The 26,242-nt window shown below is 26.9% G+C and carries 22 protein-coding genes; 17 read left to right on the top strand and 5 right to left on the bottom strand.

Annotated features, from left to right (window positions below; all coding sequences use genetic code 11):
* The first annotated feature begins 5 nt into the window (after positions 1-5).
* Positions 6-1,679, top strand: a complete 1,674-nt coding sequence (locus JRV97_RS04615; RefSeq protein WP_281000644.1) for an ABC transporter permease — start codon at positions 6-8, stop codon at positions 1,677-1,679.
* A 68-nt stretch (positions 1,680-1,747) separates the two neighbouring features.
* On the opposite strand, the gene JRV97_RS04610 is transcribed toward JRV97_RS04615, so the two are convergent.
* Both JRV97_RS04610 and JRV97_RS04605 read right to left on the bottom strand, forming a co-directional pair.
* Positions 1,748-2,869: an RNA polymerase beta'' subunit family protein gene (locus JRV97_RS04610; RefSeq protein ID WP_281000642.1), complete on the bottom strand. Its 1,122-nt coding sequence runs from the start codon at positions 2,867-2,869 to the stop codon at positions 1,748-1,750.
* Positions 2,870-4,102: 1,233 nt separating this feature from the next.
* Positions 4,103-4,321, bottom strand: a complete 219-nt coding sequence (locus JRV97_RS04605) for a hypothetical protein (RefSeq protein WP_281000640.1) — start codon at positions 4,319-4,321, stop codon at positions 4,103-4,105.
* Positions 4,322-4,734: 413 nt separating this feature from the next.
* Here JRV97_RS04605 and hpf point away from each other — a divergent pair, with 413 nt between their 5' ends.
* Positions 4,735-5,277: a ribosome hibernation-promoting factor, HPF/YfiA family gene (hpf, locus tag JRV97_RS04600; RefSeq protein ID WP_281000638.1), complete on the top strand. Its 543-nt coding sequence runs from the start codon at positions 4,735-4,737 to the stop codon at positions 5,275-5,277.
* A gap of 33 nt (positions 5,278-5,310) precedes the next feature.
* Here the strand turns inward: hpf and JRV97_RS04595 are convergent, their stop codons facing one another.
* Both JRV97_RS04595 and JRV97_RS04590 read right to left on the bottom strand, forming a co-directional pair.
* Positions 5,311-6,174: a VIT1/CCC1 transporter family protein gene (locus tag JRV97_RS04595; protein ID WP_281000636.1), complete on the bottom strand. Its 864-nt coding sequence runs from the start codon at positions 6,172-6,174 to the stop codon at positions 5,311-5,313.
* A gap of 14 nt (positions 6,175-6,188) precedes the next feature.
* Positions 6,189-6,743, bottom strand: a complete 555-nt coding sequence (locus JRV97_RS04590; RefSeq protein ID WP_281000635.1) for a nucleotidyltransferase family protein — start codon at positions 6,741-6,743, stop codon at positions 6,189-6,191.
* Between the two features lie 66 nt (positions 6,744-6,809).
* Here JRV97_RS04590 and JRV97_RS04585 point away from each other — a divergent pair, with 66 nt between their 5' ends.
* The 15 genes from JRV97_RS04585 (at position 6,810) to JRV97_RS04515 (ending at position 24,072) form a co-directional block, all read left to right on the top strand.
* Positions 6,810-8,030, top strand: coding sequence for a sugar ABC transporter substrate-binding protein (locus tag JRV97_RS04585; protein WP_281000633.1), 1,221 nt, complete (start codon positions 6,810-6,812; stop codon positions 8,028-8,030).
* Positions 8,020-9,975, top strand: a complete 1,956-nt coding sequence (locus tag JRV97_RS04580; protein ID WP_281000631.1) for an ABC transporter permease subunit — start codon at positions 8,020-8,022, stop codon at positions 9,973-9,975. Before JRV97_RS04585 ends, JRV97_RS04580 begins: the two co-directional genes overlap by 11 nt.
* A 13-nt stretch (positions 9,976-9,988) precedes the next feature.
* Positions 9,989-11,713, top strand: coding sequence for an adenine deaminase (gene ade / locus JRV97_RS04575; protein WP_281000629.1), 1,725 nt, complete (start codon positions 9,989-9,991; stop codon positions 11,711-11,713).
* 62 nt (positions 11,714-11,775) lie between these two features.
* The gene (locus JRV97_RS04570; RefSeq protein WP_281000627.1) at positions 11,776-12,855 is read left to right on the top strand and encodes a BMP family ABC transporter substrate-binding protein; all 1,080 of its coding nucleotides are present in this window, start codon (positions 11,776-11,778) and stop codon (positions 12,853-12,855) included.
* Positions 12,856-13,207: 352 nt separating this feature from the next.
* A complete protein-coding gene (locus JRV97_RS04565; protein ID WP_281000625.1) occupies positions 13,208-14,758 on the top strand; it encodes an ABC transporter ATP-binding protein in 1,551 nt (516 codons plus the stop codon).
* Positions 14,755-15,909: an ABC transporter permease gene (locus tag JRV97_RS04560; protein ID WP_281000623.1), complete on the top strand. Its 1,155-nt coding sequence runs from the start codon at positions 14,755-14,757 to the stop codon at positions 15,907-15,909. The genes JRV97_RS04565 and JRV97_RS04560 overlap by 4 nt, the downstream gene beginning before the upstream one ends.
* Positions 15,902-16,825, top strand: a complete 924-nt coding sequence (locus JRV97_RS04555; RefSeq protein WP_281000621.1) for an ABC transporter permease — start codon at positions 15,902-15,904, stop codon at positions 16,823-16,825. Before JRV97_RS04560 ends, JRV97_RS04555 begins: the two co-directional genes overlap by 8 nt.
* A 10-nt stretch (positions 16,826-16,835) precedes the next feature.
* Positions 16,836-17,339 (top strand): biotin transporter BioY, encoded by a 504-nt coding sequence (locus JRV97_RS04550; RefSeq protein WP_281000619.1) that lies wholly within the window; start codon positions 16,836-16,838, stop codon positions 17,337-17,339.
* Between the two features lie 563 nt (positions 17,340-17,902).
* Positions 17,903-19,066, top strand: a complete 1,164-nt coding sequence (locus tag JRV97_RS04545; RefSeq protein ID WP_281000617.1) for a KAP family P-loop NTPase fold protein — start codon at positions 17,903-17,905, stop codon at positions 19,064-19,066.
* A 141-nt stretch (positions 19,067-19,207) separates the two neighbouring features.
* On the top strand, positions 19,208-19,798 hold the full coding sequence (locus JRV97_RS04540; RefSeq protein WP_281000615.1) for an anthranilate synthase component II: 591 nt from the start codon (positions 19,208-19,210) through the stop codon (positions 19,796-19,798).
* Positions 19,795-21,147: an aminodeoxychorismate synthase component I gene (gene pabB / locus JRV97_RS04535; protein ID WP_281000613.1), complete on the top strand. Its 1,353-nt coding sequence runs from the start codon at positions 19,795-19,797 to the stop codon at positions 21,145-21,147. Before JRV97_RS04540 ends, pabB begins: the two co-directional genes overlap by 4 nt.
* Positions 21,144-21,929 (top strand): aminotransferase class IV, encoded by a 786-nt coding sequence (locus tag JRV97_RS04530; RefSeq protein WP_281000612.1) that lies wholly within the window; start codon positions 21,144-21,146, stop codon positions 21,927-21,929. The genes pabB and JRV97_RS04530 overlap by 4 nt, the downstream gene beginning before the upstream one ends.
* A gap of 16 nt (positions 21,930-21,945) precedes the next feature.
* Positions 21,946-22,869 (top strand): nucleoside hydrolase, encoded by a 924-nt coding sequence (locus tag JRV97_RS04525; RefSeq protein WP_281000610.1) that lies wholly within the window; start codon positions 21,946-21,948, stop codon positions 22,867-22,869.
* Between the two features lie 92 nt (positions 22,870-22,961).
* A complete protein-coding gene (locus JRV97_RS04520) occupies positions 22,962-23,144 on the top strand; it encodes a hypothetical protein (protein WP_281000608.1) in 183 nt (60 codons plus the stop codon).
* Positions 23,145-23,280: 136 nt separating this feature from the next.
* Positions 23,281-24,072: an energy-coupling factor transporter transmembrane component T family protein gene (locus tag JRV97_RS04515; RefSeq protein WP_281000607.1), complete on the top strand. Its 792-nt coding sequence runs from the start codon at positions 23,281-23,283 to the stop codon at positions 24,070-24,072.
* A gap of 30 nt (positions 24,073-24,102) precedes the next feature.
* On the opposite strand, the gene JRV97_RS04510 is transcribed toward JRV97_RS04515, so the two are convergent.
* Complete coding sequence (locus JRV97_RS04510; RefSeq protein ID WP_281000605.1) at positions 24,103-25,983, bottom strand: S9 family peptidase; 1,881 nt, start codon at positions 25,981-25,983, stop codon at positions 24,103-24,105.
* Positions 25,984-26,242: the final 259 nt, after the last annotated feature.

Below are 26,242 nucleotides of genomic sequence, written 5' to 3'. Positions count from 1 at the left end.
AAATGATGGCTGAGAATAAAGAAGTTAAGAAACAGGAAAATCAAGATGTTTTCGAGAAACAATTTTTATCTACCCCTCAACTTGTATGGAGAGCTTTGAAAAGGCATAAATTTGGTTTAATATCAATGTGGGTTTTGATAATATTATATTTATTTGCATTGTTTGCAGATTTTTTATCACCAATGGATTACAAAGTTCAACATATAAAATATAAATTTGCACCACCAATGAAAGTATTCTGGAAAGATGAAACAGGAAAAAATATTGGTCCACATGTTTATTTATATAAGAGAGTAAAAGATCCAGTGACTTTTCAGAGTACATTTAAACCTGCAACATATTTTGAAAACTTTAAAGTATACGATGATTTGAATTTTGATACAGAAAAGGAAACAGTATTAAAACTGGGAGAGTATAATCCAGATTTTGAATCTACCGTAACTAATTATCAATTTGTATTGAATTATAAAACAATTGCAGTAACAAATGATGGAAAAGAATATAAAATATTATCAGAAACCAAAACAGAACCATTAGTAACTTTTGAAGAATTAGGGATAAAAAATAAGATATTAAAAAGAAATGAAGAAGGTTTTTTACCTGTTGATCAAATACCTTTGTTAAAAGGTAAAGATGTTCTTTTAAGTGTTGAAGATAGAGGGATTTCAAAAACATATTATTTTGAAGAAAATTATAAAACGAAGGGTAATTTGTCGAAGTTAAATTTGAAGCCAGAGGATGTAAAAGAATTTAGAGAATATGTTTCTCTTGATTCCATTGAAGTTGAAACAGAAGATGATTTTTATGAATATTTTCCGGAAAATGTTGAAGGAGTTAATTTAAAGAAGTTTAACATTAAATTCTTTACAAAGGGTTGGGAATATAAATGGCTAGGTTTTATTCCTGGAAATTTACATTTGTTTGGTGTTGAAAAGAGCAAATTGCCATTTTTAGCAGAAGATTATTCCTCGAAGGATGGAATTATATACTTATGGGGTGCTGATAAATTTGGTAGAGATATGATCAGCAGGCTGGTATTTGGAAGTAGAGTTTCTTTAACAATAGGGTTATTGGGTATTGCAATAACATTTTCAATAGGCTTGATGTTAGGTGGAACTGCTGGATATTTTGGCGGATGGATTGATGAGGTTTTAATGAGGTTTACAGAAATATTGATGTCAATACCAAGTTTCTATTTGCTTGTTTCTTTGAGTGCTATTTTACCATCGGGTATGTCACCATCTGTAAAATATATTTTGATTATTGTAATCCTTTCATTCATTGGTTGGCCAGGTATGACAAGGGTTATTAGAGGTATGACATTGGGTTTAAAAGAAACAGAATTTATTCAGGCAGCTGTTGCATTAGGATATCCTTCAAGAAGGATTATATGGAAACATTTATTACCAAATACTGCAACTTATGTTATAGTTTCAGCGACATTGTCAATACCAAGTTATATTCTTGGTGAAGCTGGGTTGAGTTTCCTTGGATTGGGTATTAGAGAACCTTCAGCTAGTTGGGGATTAATGTTGTCACAAGCTCAAAATATTACTGCTTTAACTAATTATCCATGGTTATTATTACCAGGTTTGTTTATATTTATTACTGTTCTTGCATTTAACTTATTTGGTGATGCTATAAGAGATGCTTTAGATCCAAGAGCATTAGGACATTAATAAAAAAGGGACTCTTTGGAGTCCCTTTTTTATTATTTAATTTTACTAAAAAATTAAATTTTCTAAATCTATAATAAAAGAAGTTTTGAAATTTTATTATTATTTAATAATATGACATTATTTTCATCTATTACAACAAAATTATTATAGTTTTCTCCAAATTTTTTTAATTTAAATTCTTTTGAGATTGTATCAAAAATTATGAAATTATTGCCAGACAATATATATAGTTTATCATTAAATGTTTTTATTATACTATGGTCTCCAAATGCATTTATTTTATATTTTTCTGTATTAAGGGTTTTATTATCAATCTCAAACAAATCCCCAAAATTTGATGTAAAATATGATTTGTCATCTGTTGTAACGATATTAGAATTAACCTTTGGAATATAATCTTTAAATGTATAGTATTTTTTCAAATCAATAATATTTTCTGAACCGTTTTCTATATTATGAATATAATAGTATTCATCAACACTGAAAAAAATTTTTTTGTTTTTATAAGTTGGAAATCCATATTTTGCATATTTTTTATCTTTTATATAAAAGATTTTAATAGGAACAATTTTTTTAATATATGGGATATTATCTTCATCATAAGTAATAAAAATCTGTGAAATTTTTTTATCTTCTTTTTTAAAGTAAAAAAAATCAGTTTTATTTATAGGATATATTTTTAAGTGTTCATAGCCATTAACGATACTTTCCATATATAGAGAAATTTCAGTTATAGATATATTATCTTCATCGATATCTAATTCGCCTACTCTGAAAAATCTGTTTTCTTTATATATTACAAGAAATTTATTATTACTTATTTTTCCTTTTAAAATTAAAACATCATAATTAAAATTTTTCTTTTTTAAAATATTTCCATTTAAATCTAAAACATATAAATTAGAATCGTTAGTAGTAAGGATAAGTTCATCATCTAATGCAAAAAAACTTAAAATATTAGAATTAAAAGTTTTTTCCCAATTTTTTTTAAGATGTTTAGAAAATGAAAATAATTTATTATTTCGAAAGCCAACATAAACATTTCCATTTTTATCTTTAAACATATAGGAAGAATTAACAAAGTTTTTGAATTTATAGAAATTTTTAACAGAAGATTTTTTTATCACATATATAGTAGGAATTAATAATATAATTATAAATGTCAACAAAATCAAATTTTTTTTCTTCATTAAAAGACCTCCTTAAATACAAAAAAGTTAATTATTGAGTGTATTCCAGATATTAAATATATATCTTTTGAAATATCATATATAATAAGAGAGACTATTTGATAAAAAAATCTAAAAGTAAAAAGCTTTAATAAATAAGGTGTTTGAAAAGTTTCTATTGAATAATGACTTAAAGTAAACACAATTGAAATAAATATATATTAGTAATTTATTATATTTATTTTCTTTAAATGAATTATAAAAATAACATTTAAATATATATTCTTCACTAAAACTAGCTACTAAAAGATTAAAAAACAATTCTTCTTTTTGGAGATAATATTTAATATTTAAAAATATAATAATTATTAGAATTAAAATATAAAAAGGAATAAAATATTTTTTAATTTTAAAGCTTTTTTTTAATTGTTCCATTATGTATCTTCTTTTAAAAAGAAAAGCAGAAAGAAAAAGTACAAATATAAAAGTTAAATATATAGAGGAAAATATATATCTATATATAGATGGTTCAAATATTAAAGATAAATTTTTAAAAAATATAAAAGTAAACATATAAATAATTATTATAAGAAAATCAAAAAGATCTTTCATTACAATCACCTTAAAAGTAGTAATTTGCAATATAATGAGTTGGAAAATATTGTTTTATATGTTTATGATATATTAGTGGGAATAAAGTAAAATTTTCATTATAAACTTCAAATCCGTTGAGATATAATATTATATTTATTTTGTTAATATTATGGACATTTAAAGTAAAAAAAGATGGAAATAATCCCAGATTTTTAAATACAGAATATGTTTCGGGAGTTTTTTCTACAAAAAAATAATGGAAAGTATCTTTAGAACCTTTCAAAAAAATTAAAACAAAAATAGAATAAAATATGGATAAATCATTTAATTTAAAGATAAATTTTAAATAAAAATTTTTATTTAAATAATAGATTCGTTTGTTTTTTATATTCCATAAAGAATTTAAAAATTGTAAATTATATTTTATATTATATATTTCAAAATTATTATTGTAAGAATATTTTTTTGATGGTTTGTTCCAAAATTTGTTTTCAAAAAAATATAAATCAAAACCTGGCTAAGGAATCAAAAATTCCTTATCCAGAAATTTAGTTCTAAAAGGCTTTTTAATATTCTCGATATTATTTATATCAAATATTTCTTTATCTATTGTTATGAATGAAAAAGTGTTTTTAAACCTTGATTTAAAAATATGTTTCATTATTTCGATAATTTAAGCAACTCTGCAGAAATAGCAGCTCCACCACCAGTTCCAGACATAGTTGAAGCACCATAAATGCCAATAGCGCTATTTAATTGTTCTGAATAACTTTGACCTGCATCAACAGTTGTTTGATTGTTACCATTCCCATAAATCTTGTTATTTGTAGTAGAATATGAAGAATTGTTAACACCTGAAGTTAAATACAATGCGTTCACGAAAAATCCCTCCCTCATATTTTTTGTATCATCCGGATGAATACAATATTATTATACTTTTAATAAGTAAAAAAAAAAATAAGAAAGCGTTAAGAATAAGTAAATTAAAAAGTTTAAATAAAATATTTATTTATTATTATTAATTAAATATTTATTATTTATGTTTATATATGTTTGTATAAAATTAAGATATTAAGTTTTATGTCTAAAAAATCACAATTATTACCAAAAATATATTTAATTTATTTCATAAATAGTATAGAAAATATAAAATAGAAATGAAAATTGTCAATTGGACCTAGATATTCTTTCGTTATGCAAGGAGCTTTTATTATCTTAGTATTAAGAAAGTTTGACTTTTTTGGTAAAAAGTGTTATTATTATAGTAGGGATCAACCAAAGGGGGTGTTCTTATGGATTACAAGTTATATACAAAAAACATTGAACTAACAAAGGCGTTAGAAGATTATTTAGAAAAAAGGATGGAAAAAATTGATAGAGTTTTTAAGAAACATGATGATTTATTAATGAACACTGATATTAGAATTACAAAAGAAAAAGAAACATTTAAAGTTGAAGCTACATCACATTTAAAGGTAAAAGGTACTATTTTAAAGGTAGAAGAAAGAGGAACAGACCTCTATGAGGTTATAGATAAAGTTTCTGATGCCTATGAAAGAAAATTGAAAAAATTTAAAGAAAAACTTCAAGACCATGATGCTCCAAATCCACTAAAAGAAATTAACACTGATGTTATTGAAGAGGAGGATGTTTTAAACAAGATAGCAAAGAGAAAACGTTATGATTTAAATATGTACTCTTTGGAAGAAGCAATTATGCAATTAGAACTTTTGGGACATGAATTCTTTGTATTTAGAAATTCAGATTCTGAAGAGGTTAATGTGGTTTATAAGAGAAAAGATGGAAGCATTGGTTTAATAGAATTAATAGGTTAATAATATAAATAAACGGGGGATTTTCCCCCGTTTTTATATTTCAATATGGAAAAATTGTCTGGCTATAAGACCAATGACAAAGGAAATGATCATAACTCCAAAACTAATTGTAAGCATTTCAAAGAAATAATGTTTGAAAGTTTTTTCTTGGACCACAGAGACAAAGAATGAGAAAAAGATAATTACAATAATTGCATTGATTATAGTAAATATTAATGAAATCATAGGGTTAGAAAATATAAAATATGGTACTACAAGTAGTACAACAGTTATGATATATGCAATTCCTGTATAAATAGAAGCTTTTAATGGATTAGTGGCATTTTTTTCTGCACGTTGGGACAAATATTCAGAAGCTGCCATTGAAAATGAAGCGGCAATTCCTGTGATTAATCCCGATAATGCAACAAGTCTTGAATTTTGGAATGCAAAAGTTAAACCAGCTAATGTGCCTGTTAATTCAACTAATGCATCATTTAAACCTAAAACCATTGAACTAATATAATTTATTTTTTCTTCATCAATTAATCCCAATAATTTCTTTTCATGTTCATTTTCATCTTTTATAATTTCTTCAAATTCCGGAACGTAGTTTTTAATTTCTTCATAGTTTGCTTGAGCTTTTTCTTCTCCTTTTTCCATTGCGTTTAATGCGAATGTTAATCCGAATATATATGATAGCAATACATACCAGAATACTAAAAAATTGTTTGGTTGAACATCTTTTTCGGTGTATTTTTTCATAATATTATAGTGTTTAAATTCATCTTTGGAAATTTCTTCTAAAACTTTACCGTTTTTCCCTTTTATCCTTTTTGCGAGTTTTTTATACACATGATATTCTGTTATTTCATTTTTTTGAAAAGCTATTAATTGGTTTTTAATATTTTCATCCATATTGTTTTCCCTCCTTAAGGTTTATAATCGAAATCTACAGTTACTTCTGGTGAATCTACTATTATTTTTTCAACGATATTGGGATGTTTTTTTATGATTTGTTTTATGCCTGCATCACCTTCTAATTTTAATATTTCTTCAAATAATTCTTTTTTTATATACGTAGGAAATCCCTTTTTTTCATTGTAATAAGGTGCAATAATAGGTTTTTGCGTTTGAATATTTAATATTTTTTCTATTATTTTTTTGGGTATTAAAGGCATATCACCAAGGAATATTAGCACATTATCATAACCATGAGATAAAGCATATTTTATAGCAACTTTAACAGAAGAAGATATTCCATTTTTATATTCTTTATTTTCTATTATTTTAAAATCATATAGATAAAAATTATCTTTATATTCTTCCCATTTCTCGTTTACAATTATTAATTTATCAAAATTAAAAGAATTTAATAAATCTATTGTCCATTGTAAAATAGGTTTTCCATTATAACTAAAAAGCATTTTATTTCCTTTAAATCTCTTAGAAAGTCCAGCAGCTAAAATAACGCCTAATATTTTCATTTTTTTAATCACTCCATTTGATGTATAATATATGTTAAGATTATATCACAATTAAGGAGGTTATGTATGAATAGATATATAGTTTTAATTTTATTTTTACTATCTATGATGTCGAGTATTTTTTCAAATTCCATTACGCTGTGGTTTGAATATGAAGGGCTGAAACAAATGAAAGAAATAGCTAAAGAATTTGAAAAAGAAACAGGGATTACCGTTAATATTATACAACAAAAAAGGATTTCTGATAAGCTTTTTACAACAGTTAGAGGAAATGGCGATATTCCAGATGTTATTTTGGTGAAAAATGATGAAATTGGAAAATTAAAAGAAGCCAATTTAATTGAAAATGTCGATGATGTAAAAAGTGATATTGAAAATAAAGTTTTAAGTAATTCATTCGAAGCTTTTAAGGTTGATAATCGGGTAATTGATAAAGAAACTGGTAATTTTATTAAAGAGGCTCATTATTATGGTGTTCCATTTTATTTTGATACACAAGTTTTATATTACCATGACAAAGTTTTTTACGATTACGGTTTTCCACTATATGAGGGATTAACCTTTGAAGATTTATTGTTTGCCAGTTATGTAGTAGAGGATAAAAGTAAAGGAAAAATAATGGGATTAGCCTGGGGTGCAAATTCGCCATATTGGTTTCCACCATTTCAATGGGCTTTTGGGAAAAAAGAATTAATGGAAAATGGTAGAATAATAATAAATGATGATGAAACGTATAATGCGATAGATTTTATATTTAAGAATATTGCAGGCAATAGTGCTCATTTAGTGGAAAGACAGGGATTAATTTCTGGATTTAAAAGTGGAAAAATTGCAGCTATGTTTTTTGGTACATTTATGATTCCCGATTTTATTAAATCTGGCATTGAATTTAAAATTTTGCCATTACCATATATCGAAGAAGCGGGAAATTATATGACGCCTATTCTTGATTATAAAGGATTTAGTATAATTAAAGGAAGAAAAACAAAGGAAGTAAAAAGATTTATAGATTTTGTTCTTAGTAAAGATTCCCAAGTAGAATTTTGTGAGAATTTATATAAATTTCCTATAAATAAAGAAGCATTTGATAAATTAAAAGAAAAAGATGAATATTTCAAAGTTGCTTATGAATCAGCAAGAATAGGTAAAATAATGCCAACATCAGCCTATTTTAAATCAAAGTATTGGCAAGGTGTAAGAACTATGATGACATTAATTTTGAATCAAAAAGAAGGGTATGATGGAGAAATTGTAGAAAAAGCACAGGAGTTTATGGATGGCAAATAAAAAATTTTTACTTGTATTGCCAGCTTTGGTGTTGATTGTATTTATATTAATAATTCCGATGGTATCAATGTTAAAAACATCATTTTATAATTCTCCTTTTGGAGAAAATGGATCTTTTGTGGGAATTCAAAATTATATAAAAGTTTTGAATGATTCTGGAATGGGTATTGCTGTTAAAATAAGTTTTATCTGGGCATCAATAATATCATCTATCGTAATAATTTTAGGAATAATAATAGCTTATATATTAGAAACTAAAGCGAAAAATAAAAAAATATTGTTTTTTATAATAATGTTGCCGTGGATAATTCCATCATATATGGGAGTTTTAATCTGGAGGTCTTTAATTTACGGTTATGGAACAGAGTCTATTATAAAAAATCTTTTTCATTTAAATACGAATATATTTACAGATATTTTTGCTGGTTTGGGGTGGGGTATTTTTGTTAGTATTTGGCTTGAATTGCCAATAGTTGTCATGGTGTTAATATCAGCATATCAAGAAGTACCACGAGAGCTACATCTTGCGGCGAAAATAGATGGTGCAAATTCTTTGAATACGTTAATAAATATAACTATACCATATATAAAACCTACGATAATAACGTGGTTTTTAATTACATTTGCGAATCATTTTAAGGATTTTACAGTTCCTTTCCTTTTAACTGCAGGTGGTCCTCCAATTTTTGCTGGTTTTACTTCACATAGCATTGTAGGAATAACAACAACAATGGGAGTTTTTAATTATTTTATTTCAAATACACAATATGATTTTGGTATTATTTCCGCATATAGTGTAATTTCAGCTATATTTGTTATGTTGATTGCATTTATCTTCCTAACCAGAAGAACATTATCATTGAAAAAGTTTTTAACCTTTGTTATTGCCATAAAAATTTTATCTTATATCTTTAATCCGGGAATTATTTTACTATTGACAATAGGATTATATTTTATTCTTTTGAAAAAAAGAAATTTATTTGGTTTAGTCGTTATTTTAGATTTTTCAATGATGATTTTAAATATAAGTATTAAAGGGTTTTGGGGAGGATTTGATTTTATTCCTATAATATCTTTAATGTGGCTGATCTTTAAAGAAAAAACGCCTGTAATTCCTCAAACAAAAGTTAAAATGAATTTGAAAACGATAAAAATGGTGTTTAAATACCTTTTATTAGTTCTCTTAATAACAATTATTATGCTTCCAGTGTATAATATAGTAAATATATCATTATCTGGAACAAATAATATAGCAATAACATTGTTTCCAGAAAAATTAACTTTTGAAAATTATAATAGAATATTTTCAGAGATTCATATTGAACATAATTTAAAAAATACAATAATTATAGCTTTTTTAACGGCGATTATTGTTCCTATAATATCCTATCCACTTGCTCTGTTTATATCTAAAAATAATTTAGGTTGGGTATTACCATTATTGATATTTATTGACTTTTTAGGAGGAGTTCATTCTATAATTGCTTTATTTATGGTATTTAGAAAATTACATTTATTGAATTCTTTATTTGGTCTTTCGCTTGTATATGCAACACACACATTACCAATGGCAACATTTTTAATAAAAGGATATCTGGATAAAATACCTAAAGAGATAGAAGAAACAGCGTTATTGGATACCACAAAATTAAAATCGTATTTTTATATTTTATTTCCATTATCTATACCCGCTTTACTTGTATCCATGTTAATAGGATTTATGAAAGGATGGAATGGATTTATTCCTTCTTTGATGCTATTAAACAAAGATTCTTTATATCCGCTTTCAGTAAAATTATATACGCTTATTGGAGAACCAGGAACATCTTATCCAAGATGGGATTTATTTTCAGCATCATCAATATTGAATATAATTTTTCTTGGAATTATTTTCATAATGATTAGAAGACCTTTGATGAATGGAGTTTTAAAAGATAGATATTGATAGGAGGGGAAAGATGAAAATAAAAGATATTATTCCAGTAGCTTTAGGAAAAGAAAAACCTGATGTGCTATTAAAAAATGCAAAGCTCGTAAATGTTTTTACTGGCGAAATAGAAGAAACAAATATAGCATTATTTAGAAAAAGAATTGCAGGTATTGGTGATTATACAGAGGGAAAAGAAGTAATAGATTTGAAAGGTATGTATGTATTACCTGGATTTATTAATGCTCATTTACATATAGAAAGTTCTATGTTATCACCAAGACAATTTGCTAAAGCTGTGTTATTAAGAGGAACAACAACAGTAATAGCAGATCCACATGAAATATCCAATGTTTTAGGATTAGATGGGTTGGAATATATGATTAAATCTACAGAAGGAATACCTTTAAATGTTTATATAGCAATACCTTCAGCTGTTCCTGCAACAAATATGGAAACATCTGGAGCAAGACTTGGGCCTGAGGATATGGTTGGTTTTGTAGATTCATACCCTAATAGAATCATTGCATTAGGGGAAGTAATGAATTTTCCGGGAGTTATTAATAGAGATTCAGAGTTATTAACTAAAATAGAAATTTTAAGACATATGTATAAAAAAATAGATGGACATGCTCCTGGAGTTACTGGAAAGGAATTAAATGCATATATAGATGCATTTATTAGATCTGACCATGAATGCACTACAAAAGAAGAAGCGTTAGAAAAGATAGGAAAAGGAATGCAGGTGTTTATAAGAGAAGGAACTGCAGCTAAAAATTTAGAAGCATTAATTGAAGCCGTTAATGTTATGAATCACCATAGTTTTTCTTTCTGTACGGACGATAGGGAGCCCTTAGACATCTTAAAAGATGGCGATATAGATTATTTAGTAAGAAGAAGTATTGAGAAAGGGATAGACCCTATTATTGCTATTAGAATGGCTACTATTAATACAGCAAGATATTACAATTTAAGGAGTATGGGTGCAGTAGCTCCTGGTTATAAAGCAGATATGATTGTTGTTGATGATTTAGAAAAAATAAATATTAAAATGGTATTTAAAGATTCAAAATTGGTTGTTAAAGATGGTAAGTTTGTTGATGAAATGAAGGGCGTATATAATGATATGCCAAAGAAGTTTGGTAAGGTAATTTTACCAAAAGTTACAGTGGATGATTTAAAAATAAAAGATAGAGGTAAAAAAATAAGGGTTATAAAGATTTATGAAGGTTCATTATTGACAGATGAATTAATATTAGATCCAAAAGTAGAAAATGGATATGTTGTTCCTGATGTAGAAAGAGATATTTTAAAAATCGCTATTTTTGAAAGGCATACAGGAACCAATTTTTCTTTAGGTTTTATTAAAGGATTTGGTATAAAAAGTGGAGCAGTTGGAACAAGCGTTGGACACGATGCACATAACATAGGTATAATTGGGACAAATGATGAAGATATGTATACAGCGGCAAAAGAAATAGAAAATATGAATGGTGGAATGGTTGTGGTTGAGAATGGAAAAATATTAGCAAAACTCCCATTACCGATAGCTGGATTAATGGCTGATAAAGAATTAGAAGAGGTTGTTGAAGAATTGGAACATTTAGAAGGTGAAATGAAAAAATTAGGTGGAATAGATGCAACATTTATGACGCTTTCATTTGTTCAGTTAGCAGTTATACCACATTTGAAAATAACAAATAATGGACTTGTTAATGTTAATAAACAGGAATATGTGGATTTATTTGTCGATTAGGCAAATTGGAAAAAATATAAAATTGTAGTAAAATTAAAGTATCAGAAAAAGGAGGGGTTTGTATGAAAAAGATTTTGGTAGTGTTATTAATTGCTGTATTGTCATTAACATTATTTGGTAAAGTAAAAGTAGCATTGTTAATTAATGGAACGTTGGGTGATAAATCATTTTTTGATTCTGCAGCTAGAGGTATGAAATGGGCAGAAGAAAAATTAGGTGTAGAAACAAAAGTTATTGAAATGGGATATAATCCTGCTGAATGGGAACCAACATTAGAAGATATCTCTGATAGTGGTGAGTATGATATTATAATAGTTGGGACATGGCAAATGGTTGAATTATTAGAGAGAATTGCTCCATTATATCCAGATCAAAAATATGTGATTTTTGATGATGCAGTTGACTATTCAAAAGGAAATCTTCAAAATGTATATTCAATTACATATAAACAAAATGAAGGATCATTTTTAGCTGGTGCAATGGCAGCATTAGTATCTGAATCAAAGAAATTCAAATATTCTGTTCCTGATAAGAAAGTTATAGGGTTTTTAGGTGGTATGGATATTCCAGTTATAAACGATTTCTTAGTAGGTTATATAGAAGGTGCAAAATATATTGATCCAGAAATAAAAGTATTAATTTCTTATGTTGGAGCATGGAATGATCCTGCAAAAGGTAAAGAATTTACATTATCCATGTATAGGCAAGGTGCAGATGTTGTATTTGCAGTAGCTGGTGAAACAGGGAATGGTGTTTTAGCAGCAGCAAAAGAAATGGATAGATGGGCAATTGGTGTTGACTCAGACATGCAATTATTGTATGAAGAAAAAGATATGGATATTGTTAATCACACATTATCTTCAATGATGAAAAATGTTGATTATTCATTATATAGAGCAGTTAAACTATATTTAGAAGGTAAAATGCCTGTAGGTAAAGCAGAAGCATTAGGGTTGAAGGAAAAAGGTATAGGTTTAGCAGATAATAAATACTTTAGAGAAATTATGAAATCTGATCCATGGGTATTGGTAAAATTAAAGGATATAGAATTAGGTATAATTAGAGGAGAAATTAAGGTTCCAACCGCATATGGAATGAGTAACGAAGAGTTAAATAAAATTAGAAATTCTGTAAGACCATAATAATAAATAAGTCATATAATATTTGAGAAGATGGGGGCTATTTAAAGCCCCTGTTTTATTAAAGTTAAAGAAAATTATAAAACAATGTTCTTCGCCAGGTGAAAATTCATATTCCTCAAAAATGCTTATTATCGCCTGTCGCTCAAACTCACATCCATGTTCGGTTTCGCTCAATTTTGCATCCATGCAAAATTGCCAGGCTTCATTCACATTTTTTCGGGAATTTCCAATGGCTCATCACATTATTTTTATAAATTTTCTTATATGAAAGCCAAACAATATTCATATTTTTCTGAAATTTTCATTTGATTATATCTGAAATTAAAATTTTCTATTAAGAAAGGTGAGAAGAATGAGCGAATTTGTTCTTGAGATGAGAAATATATGGAAAGTATATCCTAATGGAGTTACTGCAAATAAAGGAGTAAATTTGAAGGTAAAAAAAGGTGAAATTCATGCATTGTTAGGAGAAAATGGTGCTGGAAAGAGTACTCTGATGAAAATTTTATTTGGTTTTGAAAAACCAACAGAAGGAGAAATTTATTATAATGGTGAATTAGTGCATATTAATTCACCATATAAAGCTATAGAATTAGGTATAGGTATGGTTCATCAACATTTTATGTTGGTTCCATCCTTAACTGTTGTTGAAAATGTTGTTCTTGGTATGGAACCAAGAAAAGGATTATCAATAGACTTAAAAAAGTCTGTTGAATTTGTAGAAAAAGAAATGAATAAATATGGATTACCTGTTCCTCTAAATGAAAAAGTTAAGGATATTAGTGTAGGTATGAAACAAAGAGTAGAGATTATAAAAACACTTGTTAGAGGTGCAGATTTAATTATTTTAGATGAACCAACTGCTGTATTAACACCACAAGAAACAGTAGAATTATTTAAAGCTTTAAAGAGTTTAACTAAAGCAGGAAAAACAGTAATATTTATAACTCATAAATTAAATGAGGTTAAAGAAATTGCTGATAGAATTACTGTTTTAAGACGTGGAAAAACTATAGGAGAGGCAGAAGTTAAAGATATTACAGAAAAAGATATGTCCAGAATGATGGTTGGAAGAGATGTTGATATAGAAATAGAAAAAGAACCAGCAAAACCAGGAAAAGTTGTATTAGAAGCAAAAAATTTGGAATACACAAGATTTGATGGAGTAAAAATGCTTAAAGGTTTAAATTTAAAACTAAGAGAAGGAGAAATACTGGGAATAGCTGGTGTTGAAGGAAATGGCCAAACAGAATTAGTTGATATTATAACAGGTATGGATAAACCAGAAAAAGGCGAAATTTTTATTTTTGGTAAAGACATGATGAATGCAGATAATCCTCATGAATTTAGAAAAACGGGAATGAGTTTTATTCCTGCTGATAGGATGCTTTATGGAGTATCAAAAGAAGATACAATAGAAGAAAACTTAATTAGTGATAGATTTGAAAGTGAACCATTTTCTAAAAAAGGCGTATTAAAATACAATAAGATTACCGAATTTGCAAAAAAAATGATAAAAGAATTTGATATTAGAACAGATGGTCCTAAAACAGCTGTAAAAATGCTGTCTGGAGGAAATATTCAAAAGGTTGTTGTTGCAAGAGAATTTACATCTAATTCAAAGATTATTATTGCAGATCAACCAACAAGGGGTATTGATATAGCAGCAGCTGATTTTATTAGGAGAAGATTAGTTAAAGAAAGAGATAACAATGTAGCTGTGTTATTAGTGTCTTCAGATTTAACAGAATTATTAGAAGTATCAGATAGAATATTAGTAATATATCATGGGGAATTTGTTGCTCATTTTGAAGATGTTAAGAAAATTAATGAAGAAATTTTAGGTGAGTATATGCTTGGAATTAAAAAAATGTCTAAAGAAGAAATGGGTGATTTAGTATGAAGTCAACAAAGAGATATGAAGTATATAGAACAGCTATTGCCATAGGTATTGCGTTATTATTAGGATATGTATTAATTTTAATAACAGTATTTCCAAAAGGAGATATGGCATTTTTTGATAAATTAAAATCTGCAATAAAAGATGCAAATGATGCTTTTAGAACATTTTTAATATCTCCTATTTTAAAACATAGAAGAGGACATTGGGTATTTAATTTAAGAGGTTTTATTCAATGGATAAACGAAAGTGTTCCTATTATGATTACCGGTCTTGCAGTATCTTTGATATTTACTGCTAAACATTTTAATATTGGTGCAGAAGGTCAATTGTTTTTAGGTGCAGCAATAGCAACGGGTGCAGCAATTTATTTTCCATCAATACCGATAATAACTCCAATTGTTGTAATATTAATAGCATCATTAGTTGGAGCAGGCTGGTCTGCAATACCGGGTTATTTAAAATCAAAATGGAATGCATCAGAAGTTGTTACATCTTTAATGCTTAATTATGTTGCATTATATATGGGATTATTTATAATAAAAACATTTTTAAGAGACCCTAATGCAGGGCAATTAGTATCTTTGAAATTTTCTGATTCAGCTACTTTATTTTTGTTAAATACAAGGTATAGATGGCATAGTGGTATTTTAATTGCATTAGGAATGAGTTTTGCTTTGTGGTTTGTCATGAAAAAAACCACATGGGGTTATAAAGTAAGATTAATCGGTAATAATAAACATTTTGCGTATCATTCAGGAATTAACACACAAAAAACATTTTTCCAAGTGCATTTATTAAGTGGAGCTATTGCTGGAACTGCCGGAATTATAGAGCTTTTAGGATATTATGGAAGATTTGTTTGGTTATATTCTCCAGGTTATGGTTGGGATGGTATTATCATTGCTACACTTGCAAGAAATAATCCAATTTATGTGCCAATAGCAGCATTATTTCTTTCATATATTAGGGTTGGAGCAAAGACGATGGGTAGATATACCAACATACCACCAGAAATGGTTTCAATTTTACAGGCAACTATTATATTATTAGTAACAGCAGAAGCCTTTTTATCACAAATGAGACAAAAAGCTATAGAAAAAGAAGCAAGAAGTACCGAAGAAGCAATAGCTGGTGGTGATATAAATGAATAGTGTATTAAGTTCTATTTTATCATGGGATTTTATAGCATCGGGAATTAGGGTTACAACACCAATACTTTTAGCAGCATTGGGGGCATTAATTGCAGAATTAGCTGGAACTCCAAACATAGCACTCGAAGGAACTATGCTATTTTCAGCTTTTGTAGGTGTAATTATAAGCGGATTTACCCAAAGTTTATGGCTATCAGTATTAGGAGCATTATTAACAGGAATAATTATGTCGTCAATATTAGCTTATTTTTCATTAAAATTAAAAACAGATATAATTATGGCGGCAATAGCATTAAATATATTTGCAAGTGGTGGAACAATATATGCTCTATATTTATTAACTGGAGATAAAGGATCCTCGGCATCATTAAAATCTTTGGTTTTACCTAATGTTGATATACCTATATTAAAAGATATACCAATATTAGGAAATATATTAAGTGGTCACCATATTTTAACTTATGTAGCCATAATATTGGTATTTTTAGTTCAATATATGTTATATAGAACTCCTCTTGGATTAAGAATTAGATCTGTTGGTGAATCACCAGACGCAGCTCGTTCTGTTGGTATTTCTGTATTTAAAACACAATATATAGCTTTAATTATGAGTGGTATGCTTGCAAGTTTGGGCGGTATATTTTTATCAATGGGTTATGTTTCATGGTTTGCAAGAGACATGACTTCAGGTAGAGGTTTTATTGCATTAGCAGCACAAGCGTTAGGTGGAACATCAGCATACGGAGTTGCGTTAGGGTCATTATTGTTTGGATTTTCAGAAGCCTTATCATTCTCACTGCAATTCTTAAATATTCCATATGAAGTTACACAATCAATGCCGTTTATTATAACAGTAGGTGCATTAGCTTTTTATGCATGGAATAAAGCTAAAAACAAGAAAAATAGAGATATTTGAGAGGTGGATCATGAAAAATAAAATATCATTATTGGGATTATTTACAGCATTTTTGATAGTAACATCATGGATTAAAATTCCAACACCATTTGGGGTACCTTTTACTCTACAGGTTTTTGGAGTTATATTAACGATCTATTTTTTAAAGAAAGATGCATGGAAAGCAGTTTTAATATATGTATTATTGGGAGCTATTGGGTTACCAGTTTTTGCAGGATTCGGAGGAGGTATTTCGGTAATTTTTGGTCCAACTGGAGGGTATATAATAGGATTTTTAATAGCAACACTTGTTGCATATTTACCTTTTAATAATATTATTAACGGATTTTTAGCTATTTTTATTATTTATATTTTTGGTGTGTCTGGATTAATGATTAAACTTGATTTATCTTTAATAAAAGCGATTAAAATAGGATTTTTACCATTTATACTATTTGATTCAATAAAAGTTATACTTGGATATTATACATATAAGTTAACACAGAAATATGAAATTAATATAATAAGAAATTAGGTCTGCAAACGCAGACCTAATTTCTTATTACAGTTTGTAGACAAAGTACAAAATAAAATATTCAAAATAATATTCGTGTCTAAGGTGAAAATTCTTATTCTCAAAGTGGGAATCAAAATAAAACTCATTCAAACGTTCGATTGCTAATCTGAAAAAATTACTCATTCGCGGTTTCCGTTCAGACTCGCGTCCATGCTCGGCTTCACTCAAAATCACATCCGTGTGATTTTGGAAACCTTCATTCATAATTTTTTCAGGCAATCTTCGAGTTTTCATTCGTTTTATTTTTGGATTCCAATAATATTATACATGGTCATATTATTTTTTCATATTTTATTTTGTCAACAGTCTGAAATGAGGCGAAAGCCTCATTTTATTTTTATATGGTATAATTGAATTGGAGGTGGAACTGATGAAAAAATATAAAAGAATAATACTTATTTGTTAATAGAGAGAATTTCATATTATTTTTAAACTTCAATATTTGTCACAGTTGTATACAAAAATTCGACAGTTGTCACATAAGTCACAATAACATTTTATAATCATTTAGAGGTGATCATATGAATAAAAATAAATTAAAATATATAATTAAAGCCTTATTTGATGCTCCAATTAGTAATAAAGATTTTCTTGTAAACAGGGAAAAAGAACTTAATCACTTAAACAAAATCGCTTATTTTCAACCGATGGGAATTTTTGGACTATGTGGAGAAACCGGTGTCGGAAAAACTACGACTTTAAATTTTATTGATTCTGAAGATGCAAAAAGATTTCATATTTTAATAACAGAAAAAGATTCAAAAGAAATAATAATTGGAGATTTCCTATATAAACTTTCGATTTTAGCATTAAAATTGAAAAATAAAAAAATCAATAATATAGCTAAAGAGTCAAAAGAATTTATATTAAATGAAATGAATTACAATACAACATATGGCGGAGGTCTATCTTTTGCTGCTAATATTTCATATGAAAAGTCAGTTAATAATAGAAAGAGATTTAACATTTATTCAGTAAAAGAATATATTGACAAATTATTATCATTGCTTGTTGAGGAATATGGCAAAATATTAATTATTATAGATGAATTAGACAAAGAGAAAAAGGAAGAAGTGTTAAATATATTAGATTCTCTAAAAAATGTATTATTTAAAGAAAATATAATTACATTTGTTTCTTTGCCATTTTCTATATATAGAGAATATTCAAATGATCGAATGAGATGGAATGAAAGCGGAAATTTAGAAAATATATTTAAAGATATGATATTTCTCGATTCATTAACTATTGAAGATATAAAGAAGATGATTTTAAAGCGAATAAAAGAATATCCCGATTATTTTGACATAGAAGCTTTAAATGAAATTGCTGTATTTAGTGATGGGAATCCAAGAGATGCACTATGGATGGCTCAGCAAATAGCTTTGATTAATTCTGATATTGATAGAATAAGTAAAGATATAGCCAAAAAAAGCATAGGAATGATAATATCTCAAAATATTGAAAAATCATTTTCATTTACAAAAATTCAAAAAATAATATTAAAAGAAATAGCACGTAACTCTTTAGACAAATCTACGCTTGTTAAAAAATTAGAAGGAAAAGTAAAGCGACAAACTGTTTATACATATATAAAACGATTGATGAATGATGGTATTATTATTGAGAACAAAGATATATTATATTTGCCAGCAAAAATTAGATATTATATAGAAAATTTTTAAATTAATATTTGTCACAGTTGTATACAAAAATTCGACAGTTGTCACATAAGTCACAATAGATATTTAAAATGAAAGTAGAAAAAATTATATCATTTAATCCCAGCAATAGCTGGGTATTTTTATAGAATCAGAGGTGGAAGTATGATATTAATGATTGATAATTATGATTCTTTTACATATAATTTAGTTCATTATTTAAACTTATTAAATGAAGAGGTTTTAGTGTATAGAAATGATAAGATAACAATAGAAGAAATAGAAAAACTAAATCCAGATATGATTGTTATTTCCCCTGGTCCGAAAACGCCAAATGAAGCAGGAATATCATTGGAAATAATAAATGTGTTCAAGGAAAAAATACCTATTTTTGGTGTATGTTTAGGACATCAAACAATAGCTCAAAGTTTTGGAGCTAAAATAATTAAAGCAAAGGAACCAGTTCATGGTAAAGTATATCCTATAAAACATAATTCTAAAGGAGTGTTTAAAGGATTAAAAAATCCTTTAAATGTCACACGATATCATTCTCTTGTAGTTTCAAAAGAAGATTTACCAGAAGATTTAGAAATTACAGCAGAGTCTTTAGAAGGAGAAATAATGGCAATTAAACATAAAAAATACCCAATAGAAAGTGTTCAATTCCATCCAGAAGCTGTTTTAACAGAACATGGGCTTGATATGTTGAAAAACTTCTTATCCTTTGCTAAGAATTATAGAAAGGAGATATTATGATAGAAAAATTAAAAATTCCATTTAATTTAGTTGATATTTTTAATTCTTTAGAAGATAAGAAAAATGTAGTTTTTTTAGATAGTCAAAAGGATAAGGAAAGACTTGGTAAATATTCCTTTCTGGGATTAAACCCTTTTTTAATCTTTAAAGCAAAGAACAATAAAATTATTTTAGAGGATGAAAATGAGATTAAAGAATATTATTCTGATAATCCATTTTTAGATTTAAAAGAAATAATGAAAAAATATGAAATAAAAAATGATACAGAACTTCCATTTATTGGTGGGGCAATGGGTTTTATTTCATATGACAGTAATAAATATATAGAAAGTATTGAATCAAAGGCTATTGACGATATTGGGATATATGATATTTATTTCCCTTTTTATGACACAGTTTTAATATACGATCATAATAATGAAGAATTATACTTATTTAGTCAGAATGAAAAAAAGCATAATAAAATAAAGAATATAGTCTTTAATTCGAAAAAGTATATTCCGCAAGAAAAGAATAAATTAGCTGATATAGATATTGAATTTAATATGAGTAAAGAATATTATTTAAAATCTATAAAAAGAATAAAAGAGTATATTTATCAAGGTGATGTATATCAAATCAATTTTACTCAAAGAATAGAAACAGAATTAATAAAATCTCCAGAAGAATTATTTTTAGATTTAAGGAAAATCAATCCCGCACCTTTTGCTGCATATATAAATACTGGAGATTTTCAAATTGTATCTAGTTCTCCTGAAAGATTTATCAAATTAAAAAATAGATATGTTGAGACAAGGCCAATAAAAGGAACAAGGCCAAGGACAGGAGATAAAGAAGTTGATGAAAAAAATAAAAAAGAGTTGATAAATAGTACAAAAGATAAAGCGGAATTATTGATGATAGTTGATTTAGAAAGAAATGATTTATCGAAAGTTTGTATTCCAGGAAGTGTAAAGGTACCTGAATTATTTACTTTAGAAGAATATGCAACAGTATATCATCTAGTTTCTACTGTTGTAGGAGAATTAAAAGAAGATAAAGATGCTATTGATTTAATTATGGCAACATTTCCAGGTGGATCTATTACAGGCGCTCCCAAAATTAGAGCAATGGAGATAATTGAAGAATTAGAACCAAATAAAAGAGGATTATATACAGGAACTATAGGGTATATTGGATTTGATAATTCAATGGATTTAAATATAGTTATTAGAACTATTTTTTGTAAAGATAAAAAAGCATATGCAAACTTTGGTGGAGGTATTGTATGGGATTCTGATTCGGAAATGGAATATGAAGAATCATTATCAAAAGGAAAAGCATTAATTAAGGGGTTAAAAATGATATGATATATTTTAATGGAAAATATTATAATGATGAAATACCATATAGTTTAAATGAAGGGTTAATGTATGGAATGGGTGTTTTTGAAACATTAAAAGTTAATAATGGTAAATTAGAATTTTTTAATTATCATTATGAAAGGCTAATTAATGGGTGTAAGGTTTTAGATATTAATTTTAATATTGTTATAGAAAAATTATATAATATATCAATGGAAGTTATTAGAAAAAATAATATTATTAATGGAAGTTTGAAAATAAATGTTTTGAAAAATAGGGAAACATTTGATATAATAGTAACTTCAAATAATAGAGTATATTTAGAGAAAGTTAAAGATAAAGGTTATAATGTAGTATTTGCAAAAAATAGAAAATTTAGCAAAAATCCTTTAAATTATATAAAATCAAATAATTATGCAATAAATATTTTAGAGTTAAATAGAGCTATGAATATAAGCAAAAATGAAGCTATATTTTTAAATGAAAAGGATGAAATAACAGAAGGTAGTATATCTAACATTTATTTTGTTAAAAATAATGAAATATATACACCTAAATTGGAATGTGGATTATTAAATGGAGTTATTAGAAGAATACTAATTGAGGAATTTAATGTAAAAGAGGCTATAATAAGAGATGAGGATATAAAATATTATGACTATGCATTTTTAAGTAATTCTTTAATGAGAATAATGCCTATAAAAATGTTTGAAGATATTAAATATGATTTTAATTTAAAATTTTTAAAAAATTTAGAAAAAGAAATAGAAAATATAAATTTTATTTAATAAATGAGGTGATATTATGAAAAAAAAGGTAATTTTAGACTGTGATCCGGGACATGATGATGCAGTAGCGATATTATTAGCAGGAATAGCTGAAGAAATTGAATTATTGGGAATAATAGCAGTAGCTGGTAATTCATATTTGAAAAACACAGCAAGAAATGCTTTGGTTTTAACAGAAATGGCTAAATTAGATATTCCAGTTTTTGCGGGATCTGATAAACCGTTATTAAGAGATCAAATTGTTGCTCCTAATATTCATGGAGAAAGCGGATTAGAAGGAGCAAATTTGCCTGAGCCAACAAAAAAATTAGAAAATAAAAATTATCTTGAATTTATTGCAGAAAATGTATATAGTAATCCAAATGAAATTACATTAGTTGCAGTCGGTCCTTTAACAAATATAGCAAAGTTTGCATTAAATTATCCTGATTTAGTTCCATTAGTTAAAGAATTGGTTATTATGGGTGGTGGAATAAAATTTGGAAATACAACACCAAGAGCTGAATTTAATATATATGCTGATCCAGAAGCAGCACAAATAGTTTTTAATGCAGGTTTTAATTTAACAGTATTTCCACTTGATGTAACTCATCAAGCTAAAATATATATGGATGAAATTAAGGAAATGCAAAAATTTGAATCAGAAATAGTATCAAAAATGGGAATGTTATTAGAATTCTTCCATCAAACCTATTTTGATATATTTAAAATTGAAGGGGCTCCGTTACACGATCCATGTACTATAGCATATTTAATAAAACCAGAAATATTTGAATTTGAAGAATATTATGCACAGGTAGAAACAAAAGGTGAATTAACCTATGGTGAAACTGTGGTAGATTATTGGCATTTTAAAGAACCAAATTCTAGATGGGCATTAAAAGTAGATAGAGAAGAATTTATAAAAATATTATTTGATAATTTGAAAAAATATAATTAATATTGATTTTTTTGAAACAAAATGGTAAAATAAGAGTGTGATAGGTTATTTATTATAAATTATTTTTTTCACAAATCAAAAGGGGGGATATTATGAGCGTATTAAGAGAATTATTAGAAAGAAAAAAGTTTTTGGAAAGTGAGAAAGAGTCAATAAAAAAGTATATGGGTCCGCATGAACATGATAAGAATCTTGATGAGGAATGGGAAAGAATAAATAAAGAACTTGAAGAAATTGAAAAAAAATTAGAAGAATTAAAAGCTAAAGAAAATTAAAGAAAATAATGTGGAGCTGTTGCTCCACATTTTTTATTATATAAGTATTTTAGATACTGTTTTTTAACATAAATAAAAATAAGATAGTATAATATATATAGTAGAATTATGAAAAAGCTTAAATAGGTGGTGTGAAATGTTTGCTGAAAATATTGCAATAGGAAGATATGTTGAAAAAAAATCATTAATGCATTCATTAGATCCAAGAGCAAAATTAATAGGATTATTTTTTCTTGCTGGTTTTGCTTTTACTATAAATAGTTTTTATGATGTTGTGTTGATGTCATTATACACACTTATATTAATGGTTTTATCTCGAGTTGGACTTAGAATGTATGGAAAATCAATAAAATCAATGTGGATGTTGATTTTATTTGCTTTTGTTGTACAATTGTTTAATTATGAAGGCAATGTTATTTATCAGCTTTGGTTTATAAAAATTACAGATACTGGATTATCTAACGCAGCAATAATAACTTTTAGATTATTTTTTGCTATTATGTTATCTTCAGTGTTAACTTTAACAACATCTCCAACATCTCTTGCAAATGCAATGGAAGATGTTTTAATATGGCTTAGAGTAAAAAGATCATTTGCGCATGAATTGTCTATGGTTATGACAATTGCAATTAGGTTCATTCCAGTAATGGCAAGTGAAGCAGAAAGGATATTTAAAGCACAAATGAGTAGAGGAGCTAATTTTGATTCAAGAAAAATATCTGGTAGATTAAAAGGATTAGTTGCTATAATTATACCTTTGTTGGTTTCTGCTCTTAGAAGGGCGGATGAATTAAGTATAGCGATGGAAGCAAGATGCTATAGTGGTTGGGAAGGAAGAACAAGATATAAACAATTTCAATGGAAACTAAAAGATACAATATTTTTTATATCTTTCATTTCTTTGGGAATTTTTATGATTATAATATAATTATATATTAATAAAATGAGGCGTTAAGCCTCATTTTATATTTTTATCAAACCATTCTATTATTAAGTTATATCGTTTAATCCTATGATCGGGTTTTCCACTTCGAGATAATTCATGATTTTCATCAGGGAATAATGCTAACTTTGTTTTTACACCACGTACTTTTAATGCTGTATAGAATTGAAGAGCTTCAGGTACCCAACACCTATAATCTTTTAATGAATGAATTAACAATAAAGGTGTTTTTGCTTTATCAACATGAAATAACGGTGATGATTCAATATATTTTTCTTTATTTTCCCAAGGATGGCCACCAATTTGGTCTGTAACAAAATAATACCCAATATCTGTAGTTCCATACATACTAAACCAATTAGAAATTGATCTTTGAGTTACAGCAGCTTTGAACTTATCAGTTTGAGTAACAATCCAATTAGTCATATATCCACCATATGATCCACCTGTAACACCCAACTTATTTTTATCCAAATTAAATTTTTCTACTACAGCATCGACAGCTTTCATTAAATCTCTATAATCTATTGTTCCATATTTTCCTCTAATATCTGCGAAATCATTTCCATATCCTTCACTGCCATGTGGATTGGTAAATATTACTCCAAATCCATTAGAAGCTAATAAGTGGAATTCAAACATAAACGAATCACCATATGCAGTTTTAGGTCCTCCATGAATTTCAAGTATAGTACCTTTATTTTCTTTTGTATATGGAGGTAAATACCAAACATCTAATTCTGTATTATCTTCACTTTTTACACTTAAATAATACGGTGGTTTTATAGTATAATTTTTAATTATTTTATCATTGAATTTTGTCAGTTTTTTGTTTTTATTGTATGAATATACCTCTGGTAACTTTAAAAAGTTTTGATTTATATATATTAAATTATCATCAATAATATCAAAATCTTCACAAGATCCATCCTTTAGTACTTTTTCTAATTTGCCATCCAAAGTAATTTTATACAATGGAGCTCGTTCCTTTTCAGTAACAACGAAATAGATGGTATCATCTATTAATTTTATTTTTCTTGTCGAACCAAATCTAACATCACAATTTAAAGAATTTCCAAAAGAAAGATCTAAATTATTAAATAAATCTATAATTTTATTTTTGTTTATATAATAATATAAATGCATATTGGTGTTTAAACCATATTTACCATCATGTCCTAAAAATACAAAATGTTTATCATTAACCCATTCAAGCCAAAAAACTTTTTTGAATGTAAGAGGAAGTTTTTTCCATTGTTTTTTGTTTAAATCATATACATATATTTCTGTTTCGGCAGGATAATTTACTCTATCTTTCCTTGTAATAACAGTTAATTTATTTTTATACAATGAAATAAACATTGGTTCAAAATCATCTTTTGGAGGCTTAATTTCTTTTTCCTTTCCATTAATAGTGGTATATACAAGAGAATATTTAAATCTTTCAATAAAAGAACCACCATTTTGCCAAACTGGAAGACTTTCGATTTCCCTAACATCTGAATCATTTTCTTCTTCTACCTTTTTTATTGCATAAATACCTTTTGAATCATCAGACCATTTAATATTAGAATAACTTCCATTTTTTATTTTTGTTAATAGATATGGTTCTCCACCATCATATGGTATTAAATATAATTCCTGACCTTTAAAGTCTTTATCTTTTTTATCTGTGAATAATAGAAATTTTCCATCAGGAGACCATAATGGATTTTTTCCTTTAGCAAATTTTTTAATCTTTCCTGAAAATGATGATAAATAAATATGGCTTTCATATTCATTTTTAACCATATTAGTTTTTACAAAAACAAATTTTTTTTCTTTCGGGTGAATATTTAAGCTGCTTAGAAATGCTATCTTTTTTATATCTTCACTTTTAAATAGTTTGTCCCCCATAATATATCCCCTTTCTTAATTAAAGTCTATTAAATTATATAATATAATAGAAAAGAAAGCAAGATTTACTTGCTTCAGTTTGTAGACAAAGTCAAAAATTAAATGCAAAGTATTTTCAAAAATAATATTCACTCATACGGAAAATTCTAAATCCTCAAAATTGGAATCAAAATAAAACTCATTCAAACGCTTGACTGCTAATCTGAAAAAATTACTTATTCTCGGTTTCCGTTCAGACTCGCATCCATGCTCGGCTTCA

The organism is Marinitoga aeolica, from assembly GCF_029910535.1.
Lineage (GTDB): Bacteria > Thermotogota > Thermotogae > Petrotogales > Petrotogaceae > Marinitoga > Marinitoga aeolica.
Note: the sequence above shows the minus strand (reverse complement) of the source record. Positions and strands in the feature narration are given on the sequence as shown.

Excerpts from the sequence above, each read along its gene's own strand:
- JRV97_RS04615 (WP_281000644.1), top strand. The coding sequence starts at position 6 with ATGGCTGAGAATAAAGAAGTTAAGAAACAGGAAAATCAAGATGTTTTC.
- JRV97_RS04610 (WP_281000642.1), bottom strand. The coding sequence starts at position 2,869 with ATGAAGAAAAAAAATTTGATTTTGTTGACATTTATAATTATATTATTA.
- hpf (WP_281000638.1), top strand. The coding sequence starts at position 4,735 with ATGGATTACAAGTTATATACAAAAAACATTGAACTAACAAAGGCGTTA.
- JRV97_RS04595 (WP_281000636.1), bottom strand. The coding sequence starts at position 6,174 with ATGGATGAAAATATTAAAAACCAATTAATAGCTTTTCAAAAAAATGAA.
- JRV97_RS04590 (WP_281000635.1), bottom strand. The coding sequence starts at position 6,743 with ATGAAAATATTAGGCGTTATTTTAGCTGCTGGACTTTCTAAGAGATTT.
- JRV97_RS04585 (WP_281000633.1), top strand. The coding sequence starts at position 6,810 with ATGAATAGATATATAGTTTTAATTTTATTTTTACTATCTATGATGTCG.
- JRV97_RS04580 (WP_281000631.1), top strand. The coding sequence starts at position 8,020 with ATGGCAAATAAAAAATTTTTACTTGTATTGCCAGCTTTGGTGTTGATT.
- ade (WP_281000629.1), top strand. The coding sequence starts at position 9,989 with ATGAAAATAAAAGATATTATTCCAGTAGCTTTAGGAAAAGAAAAACCT.
- JRV97_RS04570 (WP_281000627.1), top strand. The coding sequence starts at position 11,776 with ATGAAAAAGATTTTGGTAGTGTTATTAATTGCTGTATTGTCATTAACA.
- JRV97_RS04565 (WP_281000625.1), top strand. The coding sequence starts at position 13,208 with ATGAGCGAATTTGTTCTTGAGATGAGAAATATATGGAAAGTATATCCT.
- JRV97_RS04560 (WP_281000623.1), top strand. The coding sequence starts at position 14,755 with ATGAAGTCAACAAAGAGATATGAAGTATATAGAACAGCTATTGCCATA.
- JRV97_RS04555 (WP_281000621.1), top strand. The coding sequence starts at position 15,902 with ATGAATAGTGTATTAAGTTCTATTTTATCATGGGATTTTATAGCATCG.
- JRV97_RS04550 (WP_281000619.1), top strand. The coding sequence starts at position 16,836 with ATGAAAAATAAAATATCATTATTGGGATTATTTACAGCATTTTTGATA.
- JRV97_RS04545 (WP_281000617.1), top strand. The coding sequence starts at position 17,903 with ATGAATAAAAATAAATTAAAATATATAATTAAAGCCTTATTTGATGCT.
- JRV97_RS04540 (WP_281000615.1), top strand. The coding sequence starts at position 19,208 with ATGATATTAATGATTGATAATTATGATTCTTTTACATATAATTTAGTT.
- pabB (WP_281000613.1), top strand. The coding sequence starts at position 19,795 with ATGATAGAAAAATTAAAAATTCCATTTAATTTAGTTGATATTTTTAAT.
- JRV97_RS04530 (WP_281000612.1), top strand. The coding sequence starts at position 21,144 with ATGATATATTTTAATGGAAAATATTATAATGATGAAATACCATATAGT.
- JRV97_RS04525 (WP_281000610.1), top strand. The coding sequence starts at position 21,946 with ATGAAAAAAAAGGTAATTTTAGACTGTGATCCGGGACATGATGATGCA.
- JRV97_RS04520 (WP_281000608.1), top strand. The coding sequence starts at position 22,962 with ATGAGCGTATTAAGAGAATTATTAGAAAGAAAAAAGTTTTTGGAAAGT.
- JRV97_RS04515 (WP_281000607.1), top strand. The coding sequence starts at position 23,281 with ATGTTTGCTGAAAATATTGCAATAGGAAGATATGTTGAAAAAAAATCA.
- JRV97_RS04510 (WP_281000605.1), bottom strand. The coding sequence starts at position 25,983 with ATGGGGGACAAACTATTTAAAAGTGAAGATATAAAAAAGATAGCATTT.